The organism is Nocardia sp. NPDC059154, from assembly GCF_042755705.1.
GTDB lineage: Bacteria > Actinomycetota > Actinomycetes > Mycobacteriales > Mycobacteriaceae > Nocardia.
Map to the genome: position 1 here is coordinate 100,791 of NZ_JBHZCS010000005.1, position 20,322 is coordinate 121,112.

20 protein-coding genes and 1 pseudogene are annotated in these 20,322 nt (G+C 68.2%); 12 read left to right on the forward strand and 9 right to left on the reverse strand.

Features of this window, described 5'->3' with window-relative positions:
• A partial coding sequence (locus ACFXN1_RS06790; RefSeq protein WP_379463519.1) for a GMC family oxidoreductase occupies positions 1-916 on the reverse strand: 916 nt, incomplete at its 3' end.
• Between the two features lie 307 nt (positions 917-1,223).
• Between ACFXN1_RS06790 and ACFXN1_RS06795 the strand changes: the two genes are divergently transcribed.
• Positions 1,224-2,456: a cytochrome P450 gene (locus ACFXN1_RS06795; RefSeq protein ID WP_379445557.1), complete on the forward strand. Its 1,233-nt coding sequence runs from the start codon at positions 1,224-1,226 to the stop codon at positions 2,454-2,456.
• 63 nt (positions 2,457-2,519) lie between these two features.
• A complete protein-coding gene (locus ACFXN1_RS06800; protein WP_379445567.1) occupies positions 2,520-2,984 on the forward strand; it encodes a glutathione peroxidase in 465 nt (154 codons plus the stop codon).
• Between the two features lie 26 nt (positions 2,985-3,010).
• Here ACFXN1_RS06800 and ACFXN1_RS06805 read toward each other — a convergent pair.
• A pseudogene (locus ACFXN1_RS06805) lies at positions 3,011-3,825 on the reverse strand (cytochrome P450); the annotation flags it as partial.
• An 18-nt stretch (positions 3,826-3,843) separates the two neighbouring features.
• A complete protein-coding gene (locus ACFXN1_RS06810; protein ID WP_364621588.1) occupies positions 3,844-4,407 on the reverse strand; it encodes a helix-turn-helix domain-containing protein in 564 nt (187 codons plus the stop codon).
• A gap of 119 nt (positions 4,408-4,526) precedes the next feature.
• On the opposite strand from ACFXN1_RS06810, the gene ACFXN1_RS06815 reads away from it, so the two are divergent.
• Complete coding sequence (locus ACFXN1_RS06815; protein ID WP_379445558.1) at positions 4,527-4,970, forward strand: hypothetical protein; 444 nt, start codon at positions 4,527-4,529, stop codon at positions 4,968-4,970.
• 100 nt (positions 4,971-5,070) lie between these two features.
• Positions 5,071-6,528, forward strand: a complete 1,458-nt coding sequence (locus ACFXN1_RS06820) for a DUF222 domain-containing protein (RefSeq protein ID WP_379445559.1) — start codon at positions 5,071-5,073, stop codon at positions 6,526-6,528.
• Positions 6,529-6,887: 359 nt separating this feature from the next.
• Here the strand turns inward: ACFXN1_RS06820 and ACFXN1_RS06825 are convergent, their stop codons facing one another.
• From ACFXN1_RS06825 to ACFXN1_RS06850, 6 genes are read right to left on the reverse strand one after another with little or no spacing between them, the layout of a single operon-like run.
• Positions 6,888-7,754, reverse strand: a complete 867-nt coding sequence (locus ACFXN1_RS06825) for an LLM class F420-dependent oxidoreductase (protein WP_379393366.1) — start codon at positions 7,752-7,754, stop codon at positions 6,888-6,890.
• Between the two features lie 15 nt (positions 7,755-7,769).
• Positions 7,770-9,242: an FAD-dependent oxidoreductase gene (locus ACFXN1_RS06830; RefSeq protein WP_379445560.1), complete on the reverse strand. Its 1,473-nt coding sequence runs from the start codon at positions 9,240-9,242 to the stop codon at positions 7,770-7,772.
• A 30-nt stretch (positions 9,243-9,272) separates the two neighbouring features.
• Positions 9,273-9,650: a carboxymuconolactone decarboxylase family protein gene (locus ACFXN1_RS06835; RefSeq protein ID WP_379445561.1), complete on the reverse strand. Its 378-nt coding sequence runs from the start codon at positions 9,648-9,650 to the stop codon at positions 9,273-9,275.
• A complete protein-coding gene (locus ACFXN1_RS06840; protein ID WP_379445562.1) occupies positions 9,647-10,531 on the reverse strand; it encodes an NAD(P)-dependent oxidoreductase in 885 nt (294 codons plus the stop codon). Before ACFXN1_RS06840 ends, ACFXN1_RS06835 begins: the two co-directional genes overlap by 4 nt.
• Complete coding sequence (locus ACFXN1_RS06845) at positions 10,528-11,280, reverse strand: SDR family oxidoreductase (RefSeq protein ID WP_379445563.1); 753 nt, start codon at positions 11,278-11,280, stop codon at positions 10,528-10,530. The genes ACFXN1_RS06840 and ACFXN1_RS06845 overlap by 4 nt, the downstream gene beginning before the upstream one ends.
• 11 nt (positions 11,281-11,291) lie before the next feature.
• Positions 11,292-12,764, reverse strand: coding sequence for an aldehyde dehydrogenase (locus ACFXN1_RS06850; RefSeq protein WP_379393376.1), 1,473 nt, complete (start codon positions 12,762-12,764; stop codon positions 11,292-11,294).
• A 233-nt stretch (positions 12,765-12,997) separates the two neighbouring features.
• On the opposite strand from ACFXN1_RS06850, the gene ACFXN1_RS06855 reads away from it, so the two are divergent.
• Genes ACFXN1_RS06855 through ACFXN1_RS06890 form a run of 8 tightly spaced genes read left to right on the forward strand, consistent with a single transcriptional unit; the run spans position 12,998 to position 20,188 of the window.
• The gene (locus ACFXN1_RS06855; RefSeq protein ID WP_379446362.1) at positions 12,998-14,206 is read left to right on the forward strand and encodes a cytochrome P450; all 1,209 of its coding nucleotides are present in this window, start codon (positions 12,998-13,000) and stop codon (positions 14,204-14,206) included.
• Positions 14,203-14,994, forward strand: coding sequence for an SDR family oxidoreductase (locus ACFXN1_RS06860; protein WP_379446363.1), 792 nt, complete (start codon positions 14,203-14,205; stop codon positions 14,992-14,994). Before ACFXN1_RS06855 ends, ACFXN1_RS06860 begins: the two co-directional genes overlap by 4 nt.
• Entirely contained in the window at positions 14,994-15,197 is a 204-nt protein-coding gene (locus ACFXN1_RS06865; protein ID WP_379393382.1) for a ferredoxin, read from the forward strand. Before ACFXN1_RS06860 ends, ACFXN1_RS06865 begins: the two co-directional genes overlap by 1 nt.
• A 56-nt stretch (positions 15,198-15,253) precedes the next feature.
• Positions 15,254-15,772 carry a nuclear transport factor 2 family protein gene (locus ACFXN1_RS06870; RefSeq protein ID WP_379393628.1) on the forward strand — a complete coding sequence of 173 codons (519 nt, stop codon included), beginning with the start codon at positions 15,254-15,256 and terminating at the stop codon, positions 15,770-15,772.
• Positions 15,769-17,022 carry a hypothetical protein gene (locus tag ACFXN1_RS06875; RefSeq protein ID WP_379446364.1) on the forward strand — a complete coding sequence of 418 codons (1,254 nt, stop codon included), beginning with the start codon at positions 15,769-15,771 and terminating at the stop codon, positions 17,020-17,022. The genes ACFXN1_RS06870 and ACFXN1_RS06875 overlap by 4 nt, the downstream gene beginning before the upstream one ends.
• A gap of 23 nt (positions 17,023-17,045) precedes the next feature.
• A complete protein-coding gene (locus ACFXN1_RS06880; RefSeq protein WP_379446365.1) occupies positions 17,046-18,656 on the forward strand; it encodes an acyl-CoA synthetase in 1,611 nt (536 codons plus the stop codon).
• 54 nt (positions 18,657-18,710) lie between these two features.
• On the forward strand, positions 18,711-19,421 hold the full coding sequence (locus ACFXN1_RS06885) for an acetoacetate decarboxylase family protein (RefSeq protein WP_379446366.1): 711 nt from the start codon (positions 18,711-18,713) through the stop codon (positions 19,419-19,421).
• Positions 19,418-20,188 carry an SDR family NAD(P)-dependent oxidoreductase gene (locus tag ACFXN1_RS06890; RefSeq protein WP_379446368.1) on the forward strand — a complete coding sequence of 257 codons (771 nt, stop codon included), beginning with the start codon at positions 19,418-19,420 and terminating at the stop codon, positions 20,186-20,188. The genes ACFXN1_RS06885 and ACFXN1_RS06890 overlap by 4 nt, the downstream gene beginning before the upstream one ends.
• Positions 20,189-20,322: the final 134 nt, after the last annotated feature.

Here is a 20,322-nt window from a genome sequence, read left to right on the forward strand (position 1 = left end):
CGGACAGGTGGTCGTGCAGATTCTGGCCGACGGGCAGGTCGGCGACCACCTCGATGCCGAGGTCGCGCAGGTGCCCGGCCGGGCCGATGCCCGAGAGCATGAGCAGCTGCGGCGATCCGATGACACCCCCGGAGACGATGACTTCCTTGGCGGCGCGCACGATGCGGCGCGAGCCGTTCTTCTCGGCGATCTCGACGCCGGTGGCGCGGCCGTTCTCGATCACCACGCGGGTGGCCTGCACGTGGGTGAGCACGGTCAGGTTCGAGTTCGGCATGTTGGTGATGAAGCCGCGCGAAGAGCTGTAGCGCACACCGTCTTTCACGCTCTGCTGGAAGATCGAGATGCCTTCCTGCGACGCTCCGTTGTAGTCCTTGATGATCGGCGCGCCGAGGGTCTCGGACGCGGCGGTCATGAACTCCTCGGAGATCGGGGTGAGCTCGCGGGGGCGGGTGACCTCGATCGGGCCGCCGGTGGCGCGGTAGTCGTCCGCGCCGTCGACCCAGTTCTCGAGGCGCTTGTAGGCGGGCAGGACCTCGTCGTAGCTCCAGCCGGTGTTGCCCTCGGCGGCCCAGGAGTCGAAGTTGGCGCGGTTGCCGCGCACATAGAGCATGCCGTTGATGGAGCTGGAGCCGCCCAGCACCTTGCCGCGGGTCATCGGGATCAGCCGGTCGTTGGCGTGCTTCTGCGGGACCGAGTACTGCTTCCACGCCACCAGCTTCTTCAGCTGCGGAACCGTGTGGACCATCGAGATCATGCCGGGGCGGGTGACCAGCTGGGTGTTGTCCTTGCGCCCGGCCTCCAACAGGATCACGCTCGCGCCACGCTGAGCGAGCCGTCCGGCCAATACTGCACCGGCGCTGCCCGCGCCAACGACGACGTAATCGGCTTCGGACGTGGAGCCCGGGGAAGCGGTCATATCAGTTACCTCATCTTCGAGTGTGCCTGGCATCACTGTAGAACAAGTTCTAGTCTGCCGACACACTGGACATGATGTCCAGTCACAAGATCGACTTCAGGGCGGGTTGAGCGATCTTGCGGGCGCGGCGAGTCCTCGTTGAACATGTTGCAGATCCACTGCTGCGGGATAACTGCTCCGCGGGGCGTGCGGGAACCGGGGGATCGGAGGCCGGAAACGCTGCCCAGCCGCAGGTCGGCATGGTTCAATTTCTGTGAAACACGTTCCAATTTCGTGATCATAGTGGCACCTTGCCCGAGGAGGAACAGTGTCTGTTCCGTCATTACCGGCCGGCTTCGATTTCACCGATCCCGCGCTCTGGGCCGACCACAGCCCTGCCGAGGAGTTCGCACTGCTGCGCCGCACCGCGCCGGTCTGGTGGAATGCCCAGACTCCCGAGCAGGCCGCACCGATGGAGGACGACGGGTACTGGGTGATCACCCGCCACGAGGATGTCAAGGAGATCTCCCGAAGACCGGAACTCTGGTCCTCGAATCGCAAGGGCTCCATCATCAAAATGCCCGCCGACTCCGAACCCGAACAGCTGGAACTCGGGCGCGAGGCGCTGCTGGTGAATATGGATCCGCCCAAGCACACCAAGATCCGGCGCATCGTCTCCAAGGGATTCACCCCGCGCGCCATCGAGGGATTGCGGGCCGCGCTCACCGAACGCGCGGCAAAGATCGTGCGGGAGGCGAAGGCGAGCGGCGGCGGCGATTTCGTCCAGCAGGTCGCGTGCGAGCTGCCGCTGCAGGCCATCGCGGAACTGCTCGGCGTGCCGCAGGACGACCGCCACAAGCTGTTCACCTGGTCCAATCAGCTGCTCAACTACGACGATCCGGAATTCGCGGGCAACAATATGACCGCCAATGCCGAACTGCTCGGCTACGCCTACAACATGGCCGAACAGCGCCGGGCCCGCCCGGTCGGCGATATCGTCTCCCAGCTGGTGACCGCCGATGTGGACGGTGACGCCCTGGGCTCGGACGAGTTCGGATTCTTCGTCATCCTGCTGTCGGTGGCGGGCAACGAAACCACCCGCAATGCCATCGCGCACGGCATGAAAGCCTTTGTGGACCACCCCGATCAGTGGGCGCTGTACAAGGAGCGCCGGCCGCGCACCGCACCCGATGAAATCGTGCGCTGGGCGACGCCGGTCTCGGCCTTCCAGCGGACCGCCGTGCGCGACACCGAAATCGGCGGGCAGAAAGTTCTGGAGGGGCAGCGGGTGGGGCTGTTCTACAGCTCCGCCAACTTCGACGAGGAGGTCTTCGACCATCCCTTCGAATTCGATGTGGAGCGCGATCCCAATCCGCACGTCGGATTCGGCGGGACCGGAAACCACTTCTGCGTGGGCGCGAATCTGGCGCGGCTGGAGATCGACCTGATGTTCAATGCCATTGCCGACGCCATGCCGGAAATCACCGAGGTCGCGCCGCCGCAGCGGCTGCGGTCGGGCTGGATCAATGGGATCAAACACTGGCAGGTGAGCTACTCCTGAACCGGTGACCTCATCGAACTCGTTCTACCATTCGTGTTTGTGACCAATCTTCGCGAAATTCCGCTGCGCACGCTGACCGACAAGCCCACCACACTGGCCGAACTGGCCGGCGACAAGGTCGTGCTGCTGGTCAATGTCGCCTCCAAGTGCGGGCTCACCCCGCAGTACACGGGCCTGGTCGAACTGCAGCAGACCTACGGGCCGCAGGGCTTCACCGTGGTCGGTGTGCCGTGCAACCAGTTCATGGGCCAGGAGCCCGGCACCGCCGAGGAGATCGCGGAATTCTGTTCCGCCACTTACGGGGTGGACTTCCCGCTGCTGGAGAAGAGCGAAGTCAACGGCGAGGGCCGGGTTCCGCTGTACCAGGAGCTGACCCAGGTCGCAGACGCCGCCGGCGAGGCCGGGGACATCCAGTGGAACTTCGAGAAGTTCCTGATCGGCCGCGATGGCGCGGTGCTGGGGCGGTTCCGTCCGCGCACCGAGCCGAAGGATCCGGCCGTGGTCTCCGCCCTCGAGGGCGCGCTGTAACTCAGAGGGCTCCCTGTAGCTCAGCTCTACGACGGCCGTGCCCGGCGGCGGTACCGCACCGCGCACGGCTGTTGCAGCTGTACCACCATCTTGGAATGGTCGTTGCGGTAGCTGTCCGATGGCTGCGCGAGCTCGAATTCCCAGTCCCGTAGCAGGATCGAGAAGATGGCCTTGAGCTGCATGAGCGCGAACGCAGCGCCTACGCAGCGGTGGCGGCCCGCGCCGAAGGGGATCCAGGTCCAGCGGTTGGCCAGATCCGCCTGGTTCGGGTCGAGGTAGCGGCCCGGGTCGAAGCGCTCGGGATCCGGGAAGTCCTCCGGGATCCGGTTGGAGACAGCGGGACTCGCGGCCACCAGGTCGCCGGGATCGATACGGTGGCCGCACACCTCGAACTCCGCACGCGCCACCCGCATGAGAATGATGAGCGGCGGGTGCAGGCGCAGGACCTCCTCGAGGACCGCCTCAGATTCGGAATCCGGCGCAGTGCATGGAAACTCACGTCCGCGCCGTCGGCGTAGAGGGTATCCAGTTCGGCCACGACCTGCGCCAGCACCGGTGGGTGCCTGAGCAATTCGATGATCGTTCAGGCGGCCGTCCCCGACGTGGTGTGATGCCCGGCGAACATCATCGAGATGAAGATTCCGGTGACCTCGCTGGGCGAGAACCGCGGCCGGCCCTGCTCGTCGGGGACCGACACCAGCACGTCGAGCAGGTCCCGATCGTCGGTGCCGGTCGGCGGGTTCGCCATCCGCCCGGCCATGATGTGGCGCACCAGCTTCACCAGCTGGCCGCGGGCCTCGTCGCGGCGGCGGAAGCTCTCGATGGGGGCGTAGGGGTCTACGTCGCCCGGCAAGCGGTTTCAGCTCCGCAGCACGCGCAGCGCGAATTTCTCCATGCGATCGGCGATCTCGGCGTAGGACACATAGCCCATGCCCGCGCGCACCAGTGCGCCCGCGTAGATCATTTCGAGTGTTTCCACGAGTTCGGGATCGGCGTCCGCGCCCAGTGCGTCGATCAATCGCCGCCGGATCTCGCCACCGATCCGCAGCCGCAGATGTGCCACATCCGGATCGGTCCCCAGCAGCGCGGCGGTCACCGCGCCCGCGAGGGTCGGTTCGTCGGCCAGCAGCAGCGCGATCTGCCGCAGTACCGCCAGCACCCGCGCGGTCGAATCGGCGCCCTCCGCGGCGGGCGGCTCGGTGGCGGCCAGCCGACGCCAGAACATCTCCGCGACGAGGTGTTCCTTCGACGAGAAATACGTGTATGCGGTGGCCGTGCCCACCCCGGCCTGTGCCGCCACCATGCGCACGGTGAGCCCGGCGAACCCCTCCCGCGACAGCACATCCATGGCCGCCCGGGTCAGACGGTCCACGGTATCGGCCTGCTTTTCGGTGAGCCGCCGGCGAGTGGCCTCCATGCTCACCGCAGGGCGGGCGGAAAGGGGATCAGACACGTGTCCGGATGCTACTATGGCCGAGCCCGCCGAGCAACTCGCGGTATGCGCGAACCGTATGAATGAGGGCGCATCGGAAAGGCTTTCGAATGAACCGCATCGCGCTCCAGGTCACCGCGCGCGAAATGTCGGTACTGATCGGGCGGATCAACAGAACGTGGCCGGTCGACGAGGCTCACGCATTGTCCGAGGCCGCGCACGCATATGCGGGCAAGGGCGTCATTCTGGAAGTCGCCGCTCGCGCCGGCGAGGCTGCGCCGGGCAATCGCGACGAGGCCGCGCCGGGTGATTACGACAGCGAGGTTCGTGGGTGGCGTACGCCGCTGCGTCTGCTCCTGATCGCCGAACCGGGCTCCGATGCAGCCGCCCAGCTCGCCTACGACGACTGGGCTCATTGGATCGCCGGTGGCGGGCTCCTCGTGCTCCGCGACGCCGATGCCCTCTATCGCCGAGTCGCGGCCGGAGGGAAGTTCCGTGAGCTCGCTGCGGTCGGAGCGCTGCGAATCCTGCAACGGACCGCCGCCTGCAATTAGACCGCGCACGGCGCGAATCTTATTGTTTGCCAGAGATTTTCAAGGCGTGTCTGGGTTATCCTGCTTCCGTGTCTTTTGATTCGAAACTATGATCGAATCTATGAGTGAATCAACTGGTGAGTGCTTCGCTGCCGTGCAGGTGGTGGAGCGACTCCGTGTGGTGCACTCGATGATTGCTGCGGCCCAGGCCGAAGAGGTCGAGTTGATGACGCAGCTGTATCGGCTGCGGCGCGAGCAGCAGTTGGAGCTGGGGGTCGGTGCGTTGTATGCGGGGGAGGATGCGGCCACCGAGATCGGGATTGCGCTGAAGGTGTCGCAGCGGTCGGCCGACGGGCTGATCGCGCTCGGTCTGGGCTTGGACAACCGATACGGCGGTACTCGCGAGGCTTTCGCCGATGGGCGGATCGACCTGCCACGGGTGCGGGCGATCAGTGAGACGCTGGCCAATGCTTCCGAGGATCTGGTCGCGGAGTTGGAACCGCAGATCGTTGCGTATGCGGAAAATGCTGAGCCGCAGCGGGTTCGGCGGACCCTGCGGCGGTGGCTGCTGGAGGCGGATCCGGCGGGTCAGGCCGCGCGGCGCAAGTCCGCCGAGGCGGACCGGTATGTGAAGGTCACCGCGGCCGATGACGGCACCGCGCTGCTCGATGGGGTGCTGCCCGCCGCCGGTGGGCAGGCGCTCTATGAACGGTTGCGGGAAATGGCGACCACCCAGTGCTGCGGGAACGACCCGCGCACCACCAATCAGCGCCGGGCTGACGCGCTGGTAGCGCTGGCAGACGGCCGCGGTCGGCTCACCTGCGAATGCGGGCGCGCCGACTGCCCCCGCACCGATGCGGGTGAGCCGACCCCTATGGCGCGCAAAGCCCTTGTGCAGGTCGGGGTTTCGGCGGAGACGCTGGCCGGTCTGCAGGACAACCCGGCGCTGCTCGCGGGTCTCGGCGCGATCGATGCCGACCTGGCCCGCCAGATCGCACGGCATGCCCGCTTCGACATCATCACCGACCCGGCCACTCGGCCACCCGCACCCGCGGCACGGCCTACTGATTCCGAGTTGCGATACCGCCCTGCGGCCCGAGCGGCCAGGCGAGTTCGCGCTCTCGACGGTGGTTGCCGCGCACCGGGCTGCGGAGTTCCCCCTGCCGGAACCGATCTCGATCATCAGGATCGATTCGATCACGCCGACCCCGAAAATGGCGGCCGCACAATCGAGTCCAATCTCGGCTGCCGGTGTCGTCGCCACCATCGACTGAAGACACTCGCCGACAATGGAGCCAATGGCTGGCAGGTCGTTCACCATCCGGACCGGAGGGTCGAATGGCGCACGCCCTCAGGTGGTTCGGTGATCACTTCCCCGGAGGGTGCGAAGTTCCTGTTCCCGGCGCTGGCGGTGCCGCCGGTCACCGCTCCCGGAGTTCCGGATGCCGAACCGATTCGGCCCCTGATCGATCCGGGGCCGGTGGTCAACGCTATGACCGAAATCGTCCACGTGTATTGCACGCCGCAACAACGGCGGGCGGTACGTTCACACGCTGGGACCTCCCGCGTCACTATGTGATTCAGATGCATGAGGCCAGGTAACTCCGGGGAAGACAACCAGGGTGGATGACTGGCAACTGGATTCCTCGCGCGGTGATGCACCGGGAAGTGTGGTTGCGTTGCCTGCCCTACCGGACTTTCGCTGACGCGGCTTGGGAGTCGTGACCTCGGTTCCGGCCCACGGACTGCACGGATCACCTTTTAGGGACAAAGGAAAACAACACAAAACAAACAGCAAGAAACAAAAGCTCGGATGTTCGCCAGTGGCGCAGTGGTTCGACAGCCGTCGCGTTCCTCTCCTGTGCAGACCGACCTCCGCGCCTGCGGTTTGTTGCGGGCGGGGAGGTCGGTGTTGCTCTGGGCTGCGAGTGGGACGGGTCAGGGGGTGGGGGTGGTCAGGCCCAGTGGGGCGAGTTTGCCTGCCAGGCGGTCGAGGTAGGCGAGGACGTCGGGTTCGGGTTTGTCGGGGAGGCCGTAGAGGACGTCGGTGACGCCGGCTTCGGCCCAGGCCGAGAGCTTTTCGGGGTCGGGTTTGTGGGCGAGGGCCACCACGCGGGGGGTGCCTTCGCGGCCTGCTTCCTGCCAGTGCTTCATCAGCAGGGTGGTGGCGGCGGAGACGTCGGATTCGTAGGGGGTGGTGATCCAGCCGTCGGCGGAGCGGGCGATCCACTTGAAGGTCTTCTCGGTGCCGCCGGCGCCGATGAGGACGGGGATGTGGGATTGGATCGGCTTGGGCCAGGCCCAGCTGGGGCCGAAGGAGACGAAATCGCCGGAGTAGGAGGCTTCGTCCTCGGTCCAGAGGGCGCGCATGGCTTCGATGTATTCGCGCAGCACGGTGCGGCGCTTGTTGCCGGGTACGCCGTGGTCGGTGAGTTCGTCGGTGTTCCAGCCGAATCCGGCGCCGAGGGTGACGCGGCCGCCGGAGAGGTGGTCCAGGGTGGCGATGGTCTTGGCGAGGGTGATGGGGTCGCTCTCGGTGGGCAGCGCTACCGCGGTGGACAATTCGATGCGGGAGGTGACCGCGGCGGCCGTGCCGAGCGCCACCCACGGGTCGAGGGTGCGCATGTAGCGGTCGTCGGGGAGTTCGGCGGTGCCCGTCTGGGGGTGGGCCGCGTCGCGTTTGACGGGGATGTGGGTGTGCTCGGGGACGAAGAAGGAGTCGAAGCCTCGATCTTCGGCGGCCTTGGCGGCGGCCGCGGGGGTGATGCCGCGGTCGCTGGTGAACAGGACGATGCCGAATCGCATGGGGGACGGCTCCTTTCAGAGCTGCTTGGCGGCGGAGATGCCGGCGCGGCGGCCGTAGAAGCTGCCGTCGCCGAGGGAGCAACCGGAGGCGTAGCCGCCGGCGCAGATGCCGGAGGTGACGCGGCCTGCGGCGTACAGGCCGGGGATGGGTTCGCCGGAGACGTGGAGGACTCGGGAGTCCAGGTCGGTGCGCAGGCCGCCCAGGGTGAAGCCGCCGGTGTAGCCGCGCAGGTCGTAGGCGCCGAGCGGGGTGCGGATGGGTTTGACCCACTCGGTCTTCTTGTGCAGCAGCGGATCCTCGCCCTGCTCCGCGTGGTGGTTGTAGAGGTCGACGGTGGCCTGCAGGGTGTGCTCCGGCAGGCCCATCTCGCTCTCCAGTTCGGCGACCGTCTCGGCCACCCAGGTCGGCGCGGTGCGCAGGAACGACAGCGAGGACTTGCTCTCCATCGCCTCCTCCAGCGCGAGTTCGTCGATCACCAGGTACGCCTGATTGCCCTGCTCCTGCAGCACGGCCTGACCCATGCGCCCGGCGTAGGTGTCCTCGGTGATGAAGCGCTGCCCGCGCCCGTTCACCAGGATCCCGCGCGCCACCACCTGCGGGTCCACCACCAGCGCGACCTCGGTGGCGTCCATGTGCGCGAGATCCGCGCCCAGCGCCTGGGCGACCCGGATGCCGATGCCGTCGTGCTCCTCGACGGTGGCGGTGGGCCGGCCGGAGATCTTGGGTGCGTAGCGCTGCACCATTTCATGGTTGTAGGCGAAGCTGCCGGTGGCCAGCACCACGCCGCGCTCGGCGCGCACGTGTACCGGCTTGCCGTAGCGGGTGGCGGCCACGCCCACCACCCGCCCGGTCTCGTCGACGATGAGCCGGCGCAGGCGCACGTCGTATTCGTGTCGTACGCCGAGTTCGTCGGCCTTGTGGGCGAGGGGCTCCATCAGCATGTAGCCGCCGCCCTTCTCGCCCAGTTTCTTGTCCTTGGTCCAGGCCAGGTGACCGCGCGGCGCGGGCGGGGTCGAGTCCTTGAAGGGTGCGGCGTTCTCGCCGCCGGAGTACATCAGGCCCTGGTCGCCGGGCGGCTCGTAGCCGGGCTCGCCCCAGAATTCCTCCTTGAACGGAACACCCTGGGCGACCAGCCAATCGAAGTGCTCGATACTGCCCTGGCAGTAGTCGTGGATCTTGGCCTTGTCGACGCCCGGGCCCAGGGCCGCAGTGAGGAATGCCTCCATGTTCTCGGCGGTGTCCTCGAAGCCCAGTTTCTGCTGCAGCGCGGTGCCGCCGCCGAGATAGATGAAGCCGCCGGACATGGCGGCCGCACCGCCCCAGCCGCCGGTGCGTTCCAGCACCAGGACGTCGGCCCCCGAGCGGGCGGCCTCGATGGCCGCGCACACCCCGGCGATGCCGAAGCCGACGACCACGACATCGGCCTGGTCATCCCAGGTCTCGACCTCGCTGGCCAGAAGCGGTCGGACGCTTGCGGTTTCCGCCATTGTCTCTGTATTCCTCACTGCGGGTTGGGATTACTTCTTCTTGTCCTTGGCGAGCGTCTTGCGAATGACGCCGTCCAGCTTGGTGGCGGCGGGCCAGCCCACGTAGTGGGCCAGGAACACCGCGATCTCACGCAGCTGATCGGCGTCGAGCTCGCCATTGCGCAGGGCCGCGCCGACCTGGATCTCGGCGATCTCCGAATGTCCCTGCGCCGTAATGGCGCCGAGCAGCAGCAGCCGCCGGTCGCGCAGCGACAGGCCGGGCCTATTCCAGATGTCGGCGAACAGGTGATCGACGGTGACCTCGAAGAACGGATCACCGGACAGGTTCGGCAGATCGAACCCGTACACCTCCGACATCTTCTTCAGGCCCTGCTGCCGCTGCTCGGAGGGACCCTGCTCCGCTGTCATGACTGCTCCTTCGCGATCGTTCCGGGCCCCACACCGAGCCCGTCACCCAGGTCGTGCAATGCGCGCCGCGCCAGCGGCAGGTCGACATCCAGCCGCCCGGCCAGATCCAGCGCCAGCGCCAGATCCTTCTCGCCGAGGTCGCGGACGTGGCCGAGAATCGGGAACCAGAAGTCGTCCGCGGCGACCGGCGCGGTGGTCTTGCGCAGCATGATCGCGCCGGGCCCGCCGGTGTGCGAGTCGGAATGCCGGACGACCTTGCCGAGCGCGGCGATGTCCAGCCCGCCCGCCTCGGCCAGTCGCTGCGCCTCCGACGCGGCGGTGAAGGCGACGAAGTGCAGCAGGTTGCGCGCCAGCTTCATTCGCGTGCCCGCACCGACCTCGCCGGCGTGGATGACCAGGGATCCGAAGCGCCCGAACGGTTCCCGCACCGTTTCGAAGGCGGCGGCACTGCCGCCCACCATGACTGCGAGCTCCCCGCGCTGCGCGGCCGGCGCCCCGCCGCTGATCGGCGCGTCGACGAATTCCACGCCGTGCGAGGCGCATTCGGCGCCGAGCTCGACGGCGGTGCGGTCGGAGATGGTGGAGTGCACGGCGATGACCGTGCCCGGTTTCGCGGTCTGCAACAGCCCGTCGGGGCCGGTCACGACCGAGCGCACCTGGTCGTCGTCGAGGACCACGACCGAGACGACGCCGCAGCGCTGCGCCACCTCGGCGGCGGTGGCGGCGGCCGTCGCGCCCGCGTCGGTGAACGGCTGCACCGCGTCCGGCCGCATATCGCACACCACCAGCCCGCCCGGCCAGTCGACCAGGCGCTGCGCCATCGGCGCGCCCATATTGCCGAGTCCGATGAACCCGACCGAGATTTCCTGATTCTCACTCATGGCCGGAAGACCTGCCCCCCATCGACATTGAGCACCTGCCCGGTCACCCACGCGGCATCGTCGGACAGCAGGTACAGGCACGCCCCGACCATGTCCTCGGTGGTGCCGAGCCGCTTGAGCGCCATCTGCTGCACCAGCTGATCCACGAACTGGTCCGGCACGATGCTGCGGGTGGCCTCGGTGTCGGTGGGCCCGGGCGCGATGGCGTTGACCCGAATCTTGGAGTGCCCCAGCTCGTGTGCCAGCTGCTGGGTCAGGCTGTTGATGCCCGCCTTGGCCAGTCCGTAGAACCCGGAGTAGGTCCAGGCCGCGGTGGACGACTGATTGACGATCGACCCGCCGCCCTCGGCCGCGATGTGCCGGTACACCGCGCGCGTCATGTTCAGCGCCCCATCGAGATTCACGGCCATGAACTTCTTGTAGTAGTCCCACGGCACGGTCAGCAGGATGTCCAGCTTCATATCGCCGTAGATGGCGGCATTGTTGACCAGGTGATCGATGCCGCCGAACTCGGCGACGGTGAAGTCGGCGACCGCCTTGGCGGAGGCCGGATCGGCCACGTCGACCTGCGCGAAGACCGCGACGCCGCCGCCGGCGGTGATCTCCTTGGCGACGGTCTCGCCCAGTTCGCTGTTGAGGTCGGCGACAACCACTTTCGCGCCCTCGGCGGCCAGCGCCCGTGCGTAGGCGGCGCCGATGCCGCGCGCGGCGCCGGTGACGATGATCGACCTGTCGGTGAATCGGTTCATGTCAGTTCTCCTCAGACACCGGTCGCGATGAGTTTGGTTTCGGTGTATTCCTCGAAGCCGAGGACGCCCATTTCCCGGCCGATGCCGGACTGCTTGTAGCCGCCGAAGGGCGCGTCGGCCGAATACCAGATGCCGCCGTTGACGCTGAGCGTCCCGGTGCGCACGCCCTCCACTACCGCGCGCAGCCGCTCGGGATCGCGTCCCCAGACCGAGCCGGACAGGCCGTAGGGGGAGTCGTTGGCGATGCGGACGGCATCCGCGTCACCGTCGTGCGGGATGACGGTGAGGACGGGCCCGAAGATCTCCTCCTGGGCCACGGTGGAACTGTTGGGCAGCCCCGTGATCAGGGTCGGCTCGATGAACCAGCCGCCGGCGCGCTCGGGGCGCCCGCCGCCGGTGACGATGGTGCCGCCCTCGGCGCGCGCGATCTCGAGATAGCGTTCGACGCGCGCCAGCTGCCGTTCGGAAATGAGGGGGCCGCAGACGGTTCCGGGTTTCGACGGATCCCCGGGCTTGATCCCGGCCAGGGTGCGCGCGGCCGCTTCGACCGCCTGATCGTGCAGTTCACGCGGCACCAGCAGCCGGGTACTGATCGCACAGCCCTGCCCGGCGTGCACGCACACCCCGAACGCCGCGTAGCTGACCGCCGCCGCGATGTCCGCGTCGTCCAGCACGATGAACGCCGATTTCCCGCCCAGCTCCAGGAACACCTTCTTCAAAGATGTTGCCGCAGCGGCCATGACGGCCCGGCCGGTCCGGGTCGACCCGGTGAACGAGATCATGTCCACTCGCGGATCGGTGACCAGCTGGGCGCCCAGCCCGTGGTCGTCGGAGGTGACGATATTGACCACCCCGGCCGGAATATCGGTCTCCTCGGCGATGATCCGCCCCACGGCCGCCGCGCACCACGGTGTATCGGGCGCGGGCTTGAGCACCACGGTGGTTCCCGCCGCGAGCGCCGGGCCCAGCTTGGCGAAGTTGATCTGGTGCGGGAAATTCCAGGGCGTGATCGCCCCGACCACGCCGATGGGTTCGCGGCGCACCCGCCGCGCACTCTTGATTCCCATGGGTGAGGCGATGCCGAGATCGGTTTCCCACGCGTAGTTCTCGGCGAGGTCGGCGAAGTACCCGAGATCGCCGACCGGGCCCTCCAGCTGCGGCCCGCTGGTCAGCATGCGGGGTGCGCCGGCCTCGGCGATGGTGATCTCGCGTAGTTCCTCGAGGTGCCCGCGCAGCGCGTCCCGCAGCTGCCGCAGGCAGGCCGCGCGAAATCCCGGATCGCGCGACCAATCGGTGGTGTCGAAGGCGGTACGGGCGGCGGCGATGGCCGCGTCCATATCGGCGGCGTCGGCATTGGCGGCGTAGCCGAGGGTTTCTCCGGTGGCGGGGTTGGCGGTGGTGAACACACCGCCGCCGCCGGGCGTCAGCTTGCCGCCGATCAGCAGGTGCGAACCGCCGTCGGGGACGAGATCGCTCGGGCTCATAGGTAGCTCCCATGCTGTCCGGACACGTGTACGGACTATAGGTTCGTGGCTCGGATACGCGCAAGAACCTGTTTCAGTTTGCGCGGACTTTGCCGATTCGGTTCGCGGGATTCCGTTGTCAGGCGATCCCGTCGCTAGTACCGTACAGACACATGTCCAGCTACGTGTCTCCGTTGCTGGAAAACGTTCATCGGCTCCGATGAACGCGTTATCGAAGACGAGGTGCAGACACCATGACCGCAGCCTCCCTAGAGCCGCTGCTGTTCGACCCCTACGACTACCGCATCCACGAGGACCCCTACCCCGTGTACCAGCGGTTGCGCACCGAGGCGCCGGTGTACCACCACCCCGACCTGGACTTCTGGGCACTGTCCCGGCACGCCGACGTGAACGCCGGGTTCCGTGACAACATCCGGCTCTCCAGCGCCAACGGCGTCTCCCTGGACCCCGCCGCCTGGGGTCCGCACGCGTGGCGGACCATGTCCTTCCTGGCCATGGACGATCCGCGGCACCTGCGCCTGCGCAAGCTGGTCTACCAGGGCTTCACGCCGCGCCGGGTCACCGAGATGAGCGATCGCATCCGCGACATCACCCGGCGCTACCTCGAACCCGCGCTGGCCGGAGGCGATTTCGACTGGATCGACGCGGTGGCGGGACGGGTCCCCATGGACGTCATCTCCGAACTGCTGGGCGTCCCCGAATCCGATCGCACCGAACTGCGCAGGCTCGCGGACCTGCTGGTGCATCGCGAGGAGGGCGTGCTGGATGTGCCGGTCGCGGCCATGGAGGCCGCCCTGCAGCTGGCGGGCTACTACAACGAGATGCTGGTGGCCCGGAAGCGGCAGCGCACCGACGATCTGACCTCGGCTCTGCTCGACGCCGAAGCCGACGGGGACCGGCTCACCGACGAGGAGATCCTCGGATTCATGTTCCTCATGGTGGTCGCCGGGAACGAGACCACCACGAAACTGCTGGGCAATGCGCTGTATTGGGCGGGCCGCAATCCCGGCGAGTACGCCAAGGTCGCCGCCCATCCGGAACTCGTGGCGGACTGGGTGGACGAGACGCTGCGTTACGACGCGTCGAGCCAGATTCTGGCCCGCACCGCCGCCGACGACCTCGAGTACTACGGGCAGACGATTCCGCAGGGCGCCAAGGTGCTGCTGCTCGTCGGTTCCGCCAATCGTGACGCCGCCGTCTTCCACGACCCGGACCGCTACGACATCGAACGCGCCGACAAGGGCGGACTGATCAGCTTCGGCCGCGGCGTGCACTTCTGCCTGGGTGCGCACCTGGCCCGGCTGGAGGCCTCGATCGTGCTGGGGGAGTTCGCGGCTCGCGTGCCCGCCTTCGGCATCGGTGAATCCGGTTGCCGGCGCGTGCATTCGGTGAATGTGCGCGGTTTCGCCCACCTGCCCGTCTCCGTGGAGGTCCGCCGATGACCCGTTTCCCCGCACATCCCGGCCGCCGTCCCGCCATTGTCGCGGGCGCGTCCTCCGGCATCGGCGCCGCCACGGCGGAAGCCCTTGCCGCCCTGGGGCATCCGGTCGCACTCGGCGCACGCCGGGTGGAGATCTGCGAGACCCTCGCCGAGAAGATCCGCGCGGCCGGTGGTGAGGCGTTCGCCGGACGGCTGGATGTCTCCGACACCGACTCGGTGCACGAATTCGTGACCGCCGCCGAAGCAGCGCTGGGCCCCACCGAGATCCTGGTCTCCGGTGCGGGCGACCTCGAATTCGGGCAGGCCTGGGAAATGGATCCCGACGTCTTCGAATCCCAGGTCCGCGTGCATCTGGTCGGCGCGCAGCGTCTCGCGCACCGGGTGCTGCCGGGCATGATCGAACGGCAGCGCGGCGACTTCGTCGTCATCGGCTCCGACTGCGCGGTCCGGGTGCGTCCCGGCGCGGGCGCGTACAACGCGGCCAAGACCGGGGTGGAGGCCTTCGCCACCCAGCTGCGCATGGAGCTGGAGGGCACCGGGGTGCGCTCGTCCATCGTCCGCCCGGGGCAGACCCTCACCGGCATGGGTATGCAGGCCACCCCGGAAGTTGTCGGCCCGCTGCTGGAGAACTGGGTGAAATGGGGCTTCGCCCGGCACCCGCAGTTCCTGCGGCCCGCCGATCTCGCGGCGGCCGTGACCGCGGTCGTCTCCACCCCGCGCGGCGCGCACCTGGTGCTGGTGGAGGTGCAGCCGGAAGCGCCGATCCAGGACAGGAAGGACGCCTGCTGATGCGACTGATCGTCGATCTCGATCTCTGCCAGGGCCACGCCGTCTGCCAGGACGAGGCCCCCGAACTCTTCCAGGTGCCCAAACAGGGCCAGGTCCGGATCCTGCGCCCCGATCCGGGCGCCGACCTGGAGGCGGCCCGCGCCGCCGTCCGCTACTGCCCGACCCAGGCGCTGTCGCTGGTCGACGACAGCGCCACCGAATAGCGCAACCCGAACAGAAGGAGGCCGCGGTGAGCTGGTCCCGCGACGAACTCGACGAGATGATCCGCCGCTGGGTGGACGAGAACAAACAGTGTGAGGCCCAGGGCGATTGGAGGCCGCTCGAGCACTTCTACACCGAGGACGCCACCTACGGCTGGAACTACGGCCCGCAGCAGGAGTTCATGGCCGTCGGCCGCGACGAGATCCGTGACATCGCGCTCGGCCAGGAGATGTTCGGCTTGGAGGGCTGGACCTATCCGTATCAGGAATTCGTGGTCGACGAGCGCAGCGGCAGCGTCATCGGCTTCTGGAAGCAGGTCAACGAGGGCCGGCGGGCGGATGGCCGGCCCTACAGTCCGGAAGGCATCGGCGGCAGCTGGTTCCGCTACGCGGGCGACTTCCAGTGGTCCTGGCAGCGCGACTTCTTCGACTTCGGCAATGTGACCGCGCTTTTCGTCGAGATGATCTCGAACGACGCGCTGTCGTCCGGAATGCGCAAGCGCATGGAGCGGGCCATGACGGGCGAACCGCTGCCCGGCTGGTACCCCGTCGGAAAGGGGCCGGTGCCCCTGTGGTGAACAGCAGATTCGAAGCCCTGACCAGATCCGAACTGGCCCTGCTGGTTCCGGAGTTGCTGCTGTGCGGCCACCTCATCGACCGCTCCGGCATGGCGCACGTCCTGGGTGCGCTCGGCCGGGAGGGCATGACGGCGGTGGCCATCGAGGAATGGCAGCTGGCCAGCCCGGTCTACACCCGGCGCATGCGGCGGGCGCTCGACATCACCGGCGACGGCGTGGACGCCATCTTCAAGGGCTTCCAGCTGGATATCGGCGCGCCACCGCAATTCATGGACTTCCGATTCCGGGTGATCGACCACGACCACGGCGAATTCCACCTGGACCACTGCGGCGCGCTCGCCGACGTGGAACCGATGGGTACCGAGTTCGTGGTCGCCATGTGCCATGACATCGAAGACCCCACCTTCGACGCGACCGCATTGGCCACCAATCCCTACGCGCAGGTCCGCCCGGTGCACCGCCCACCCCGCGAGCCTGCCGACCGGAAGCCCGTGTGTGCGTGGACGGTCACCATCGATCCCGCCCACGAGCCGCCGGTTCCGCCCGACGACGCGCAGGTGGTGGCCGGATCCGAGGCCGCCGCCACGGTATTGGTGCCGATCGACCCGGAAGATCCGGGGCAGCACGACTATTCGGGCCCGCTGCTGAGCGATCTGCGCTTCGCGGACTTCTCCCGCTCCGCCCTCATCCGGATCGCCGACGAGGTGTGCCTGCAGCACCATCTGCTCACCCTCGGCTACAGGACCGCCGTCGAAGCCCGGACGAAACCCGAAGTGGCGCTGGATATCCTGCGCAAGCAGTGGACGGGAATCGCCGGCCTCACCTCCGAACGCATCCGCACGGCGCTCGGGCTCGGCGACGATGCCGCGGCGCTGGCAAAGGTGCTGCGGCTGCATCCGGCCTTCAATCCGGCCGCCTACGTCGACATCGAGGTCGCCACCGAGACCACCGGCGGCGAACAACTGGTGGAACTGCGGATCGGCCGGGGCTGCGGCGCGATCGACGACGGCGTGTGGCCCGCCCTGCTCGACCCCGAGCACCTGGCCCCGCTCGACGCTCTGGTGCGCGGGGTCGACCCGCGCTTCCACACTCGCGTCCGCTCCGTCGACGAGTGCGGCCTCACCCTCGAAATCGGTTGTGCGGACCTGCCGTACCGCGAGGCCGACGAGGTCGCCATCACCCGGTTCAGCTCCGGGGCCGCCTTCACCTTCACCGACCGGGGCATCCCGCTGCCGCTCACCGTCCTGTAGCCAGAACACCAGGAGATACGGCCATGGCGTGCACTTTCGCCGACCTCTACGAACACTCCGCCGACGCCGTGCCGGACCGGACCGCCGTCATCGAGGGCGCGCGCCGGCGCACCTTCGCCGAACTCGACGCCCGCGCCAACCGGCTGGCCCACCACCTCGCCGCCGCCGGGGCGGGACCGGGGACCCACGTCGGCTTCCACATGCACAACAGCATCGAGAGTCTCGAAACATTGCTGGGCTGCTACAAGATTCGCGCGGTGCCGGTCAATATCAACTACCGGTACCGCGCGGAGGAACTGCGCTACGTCTACGACAATGCCGACCTCGAGATGGCGGTGCACCACCGCTGCTACGCGCCGCTGATCGAGGAGATCCGGCCGCAATTGCCGAAGCTGCGGCACACCCTGGTGGTGGAGGACGATCAGGGTGGCGCGGGGCTGCCGACCGCCTCCGTCCCGTACGAGCAGGCGCTCGAATCGGGTTCGTCCGACCGGGATTTCGGGCCGCGCAGCGCCGACGACCACTTCATCATGTACACCGGCGGCACCACCGGCCTGCCCAAGGGCGTCATCTGGCGGCAGGAGGATATGTGGCGGGTGCTCGGCGGCGGCATCGACTTCTACACCGGTGAACCCGTCGCCGACGAGTACCAGCAATCCCGCGCGGGGGCCGAGAACCCTTCGCCCATGACCTGGTTCGTGCTGCCGCCGCTCATTCACGCCGCCGCCATGATGCCCACCTTCACCGCGCTGTGGTCCGGCAACGCGGTGCTGTTCCAGCCACGCTTCGACGCCGACGAGGTGTGGCAGGTGGTGGCGCGGGAGCGGCCCCAGGTCCTGGTGGTCACCGGCGACGCCATCGCCCGGCCGCTGGTGGACTCCTACCGGGCCGCGCCGGTGGACGCGTCCTCGCTGATCTCCATCGGCTCCGGCGCGGCCCAGCTCACCCAGCCGGTGAAGAACACACTGCTGGAACTGTTCCCGAACACACTGGTCACCGAATCCATCGGCTCCTCCGAAACCGGTTTCGGCGGTATCGGATTCGCGCAGAAGGACGACGACCCGGCCCGCGCGCCGCGGGTGCACACCGGGCGCGGGGCGCTGGTGGTGGACGACGCCGGGCGGCCCGTCGCGCCGGGCGGCGAGGGCTGGGTGGCCAAGACCGGCAATGTGCCGATCGGCTACTACAAGGATCCGGTCAAGACCGACAAGCTCTTCCGCACCGTGGACGGGGTGCGCATGGTCATCACCGACGATCGCGCGCGCGTGGAGGCCGACGGGTCGGTCACCCTGATCGGCCGCGGCAACATGGTCATCAATACCGGCGGGGAGAAGGTCTTCCCGGAAGAGGTCGAGGCCACCGTCAAGGCCCATCCCGCGGTCTACGACGCGGTCGTCATCGGGGTGCCGCACGAGCGCTGGGGGCAGCTGGTGGCGGCCGTGGTGTCGCCGGCCGCGGGCGCGATCGACTTCGCCGCGCTGGCGGAGCACGTGCGCGCGCGTCTCGCGGGATACAAACTGCCGCGGCGGATCTGGGTGGCCGAGACCGTCACACGCACGCCGAGCGGCAAGCCCGACTACCGCTGGGCCAAGGGTTATGTGGCCGAGCGGGGACCCGACTACGAGGCGAGGTGAAGAAACTCGGTGAAACGACCGGCGTCCGTCACTGAAACCTGTTCTAATTCTGGCATGGAGGCGCATACCGTACTCGGCGAACAGGTCCGCATGCCGGTGCAGATCCGGCACGCGGACGCCTGCTCGGCGCTGTTCCTCGTCGACGCGGCCGCGGCCCGCGACCTGCTCACCGGCACCGGGCTGGAGCCGATCACGACGCTGCCCGGAAGGGCCGTGCTCTCCCTGGCCTTCGTCCGCTACATCGACGGGGACCTCGGGCCGTACCACGAATTCGCCTTCTCGCTCATGGCCAGACAGCCGGGCCGCAAGAACAGCACCGGCGCGTACATCCACTGGCTGCCGGTCAACCAGAGCTTCACCTGTGAAGCGGGACAGTCCATCTGGGGCTTCCCGAAGCTCATGGCCGATATCGACATCACGCCGGACGGGCGCGGGCACCGCTGCGAGGTCCACGTCGACGGGCAGTTCGTGCTCGCGCTGCGGGTCGCCGACGGCTTCCGCATGCCCGGCGGCGCCGGCGGGGCATCCATCGATGCGTACACCGCCCGCAATGGAATCCTGCGGCGCACACCGTGGGTCATGAATCCGGCCGAGGTCCGGGGACGGCCGGGCGGTGCGCGGATCGAACTCGGAAACCATCCGGTCTCCGAGCAATTGCGGGCGCTGGGACTCCCCGCGCGCGCCCTGTTCTCCAGCCGGATCGGCACACTCCGCATGACCTTCGAGGACGCCGCGACGGTATTGCAGACCCGGGAGGTCCGATGAGCCGGACAGCACTCGTCACCGGAGCGGCCAGCGGCATGGGCCGCATCGTCGCGCAGCGACTCGCCGCCGCGGGCTGGCAGGTGGCCGCGATCGACCTGAACGCCGACGGCCTGGCCACCATGGCCGCGCGCTCGCCCAACACCCACACCTACGCGTGTGACGTGTCGGATTCCGCGCAGGTTCGCGCCGTCGTCGACAAGGTGCGCGCGGAACTGGGCACCATCGACCGCCTGGTGCACGCGGCCGGCATGGCCCACGTGCACGCCTCCGTGCTGGACCACGACGTGGCCCAGATCCGGAAGATGATGGACATCAACTACATCGGCACCGTCAACCTCTGCCAGGCCGTCATCCCCGCCATGAAGCAGGCCGGCGCGGGCACCGTGGTGCTGTTCGCCTCGCTCGCGGGCTGGCTGCCCTCACCCGGCATGGCCGGATACACGGCCTCCAAGCACGCGGTGGTCGGCTTCGCCGACAGCCTCTCCTACGAGCTGCACGACACCGGCGTGCGGCTGCTCGTGCTCTGCCCGCCCATGGTGGAGACCCCGTTCCTGGACGCGGTCCGCAAGGAGAACGCCAGCGTGCTCGGCAATGCCGGCGGCGCCACGCCCGAGAGCATTGTCGACGCGCTGGAAAAGGCACTGGCCAAACCGAAGTCGCCGCTGTTCGTCTTCCCCGGACAGGCGCGGCCGGCGTATCTCATGCGGAGGCTGCTGCCCGGCCTGGCGCGTGCCATCGTCCGGCGCACGGTGCACCCCACCGAGTAATCCCCCCGAACGTGGATGCCGGCACGTGCTCCGATCGGCATCCGCTCCCGGGGGGGGGGGGGAAGAGACCGATACCGCTCCCAGCGCGGCACAACCTTCCCCCCCCTCCACACCCCCGCTTCCCATCACCGACG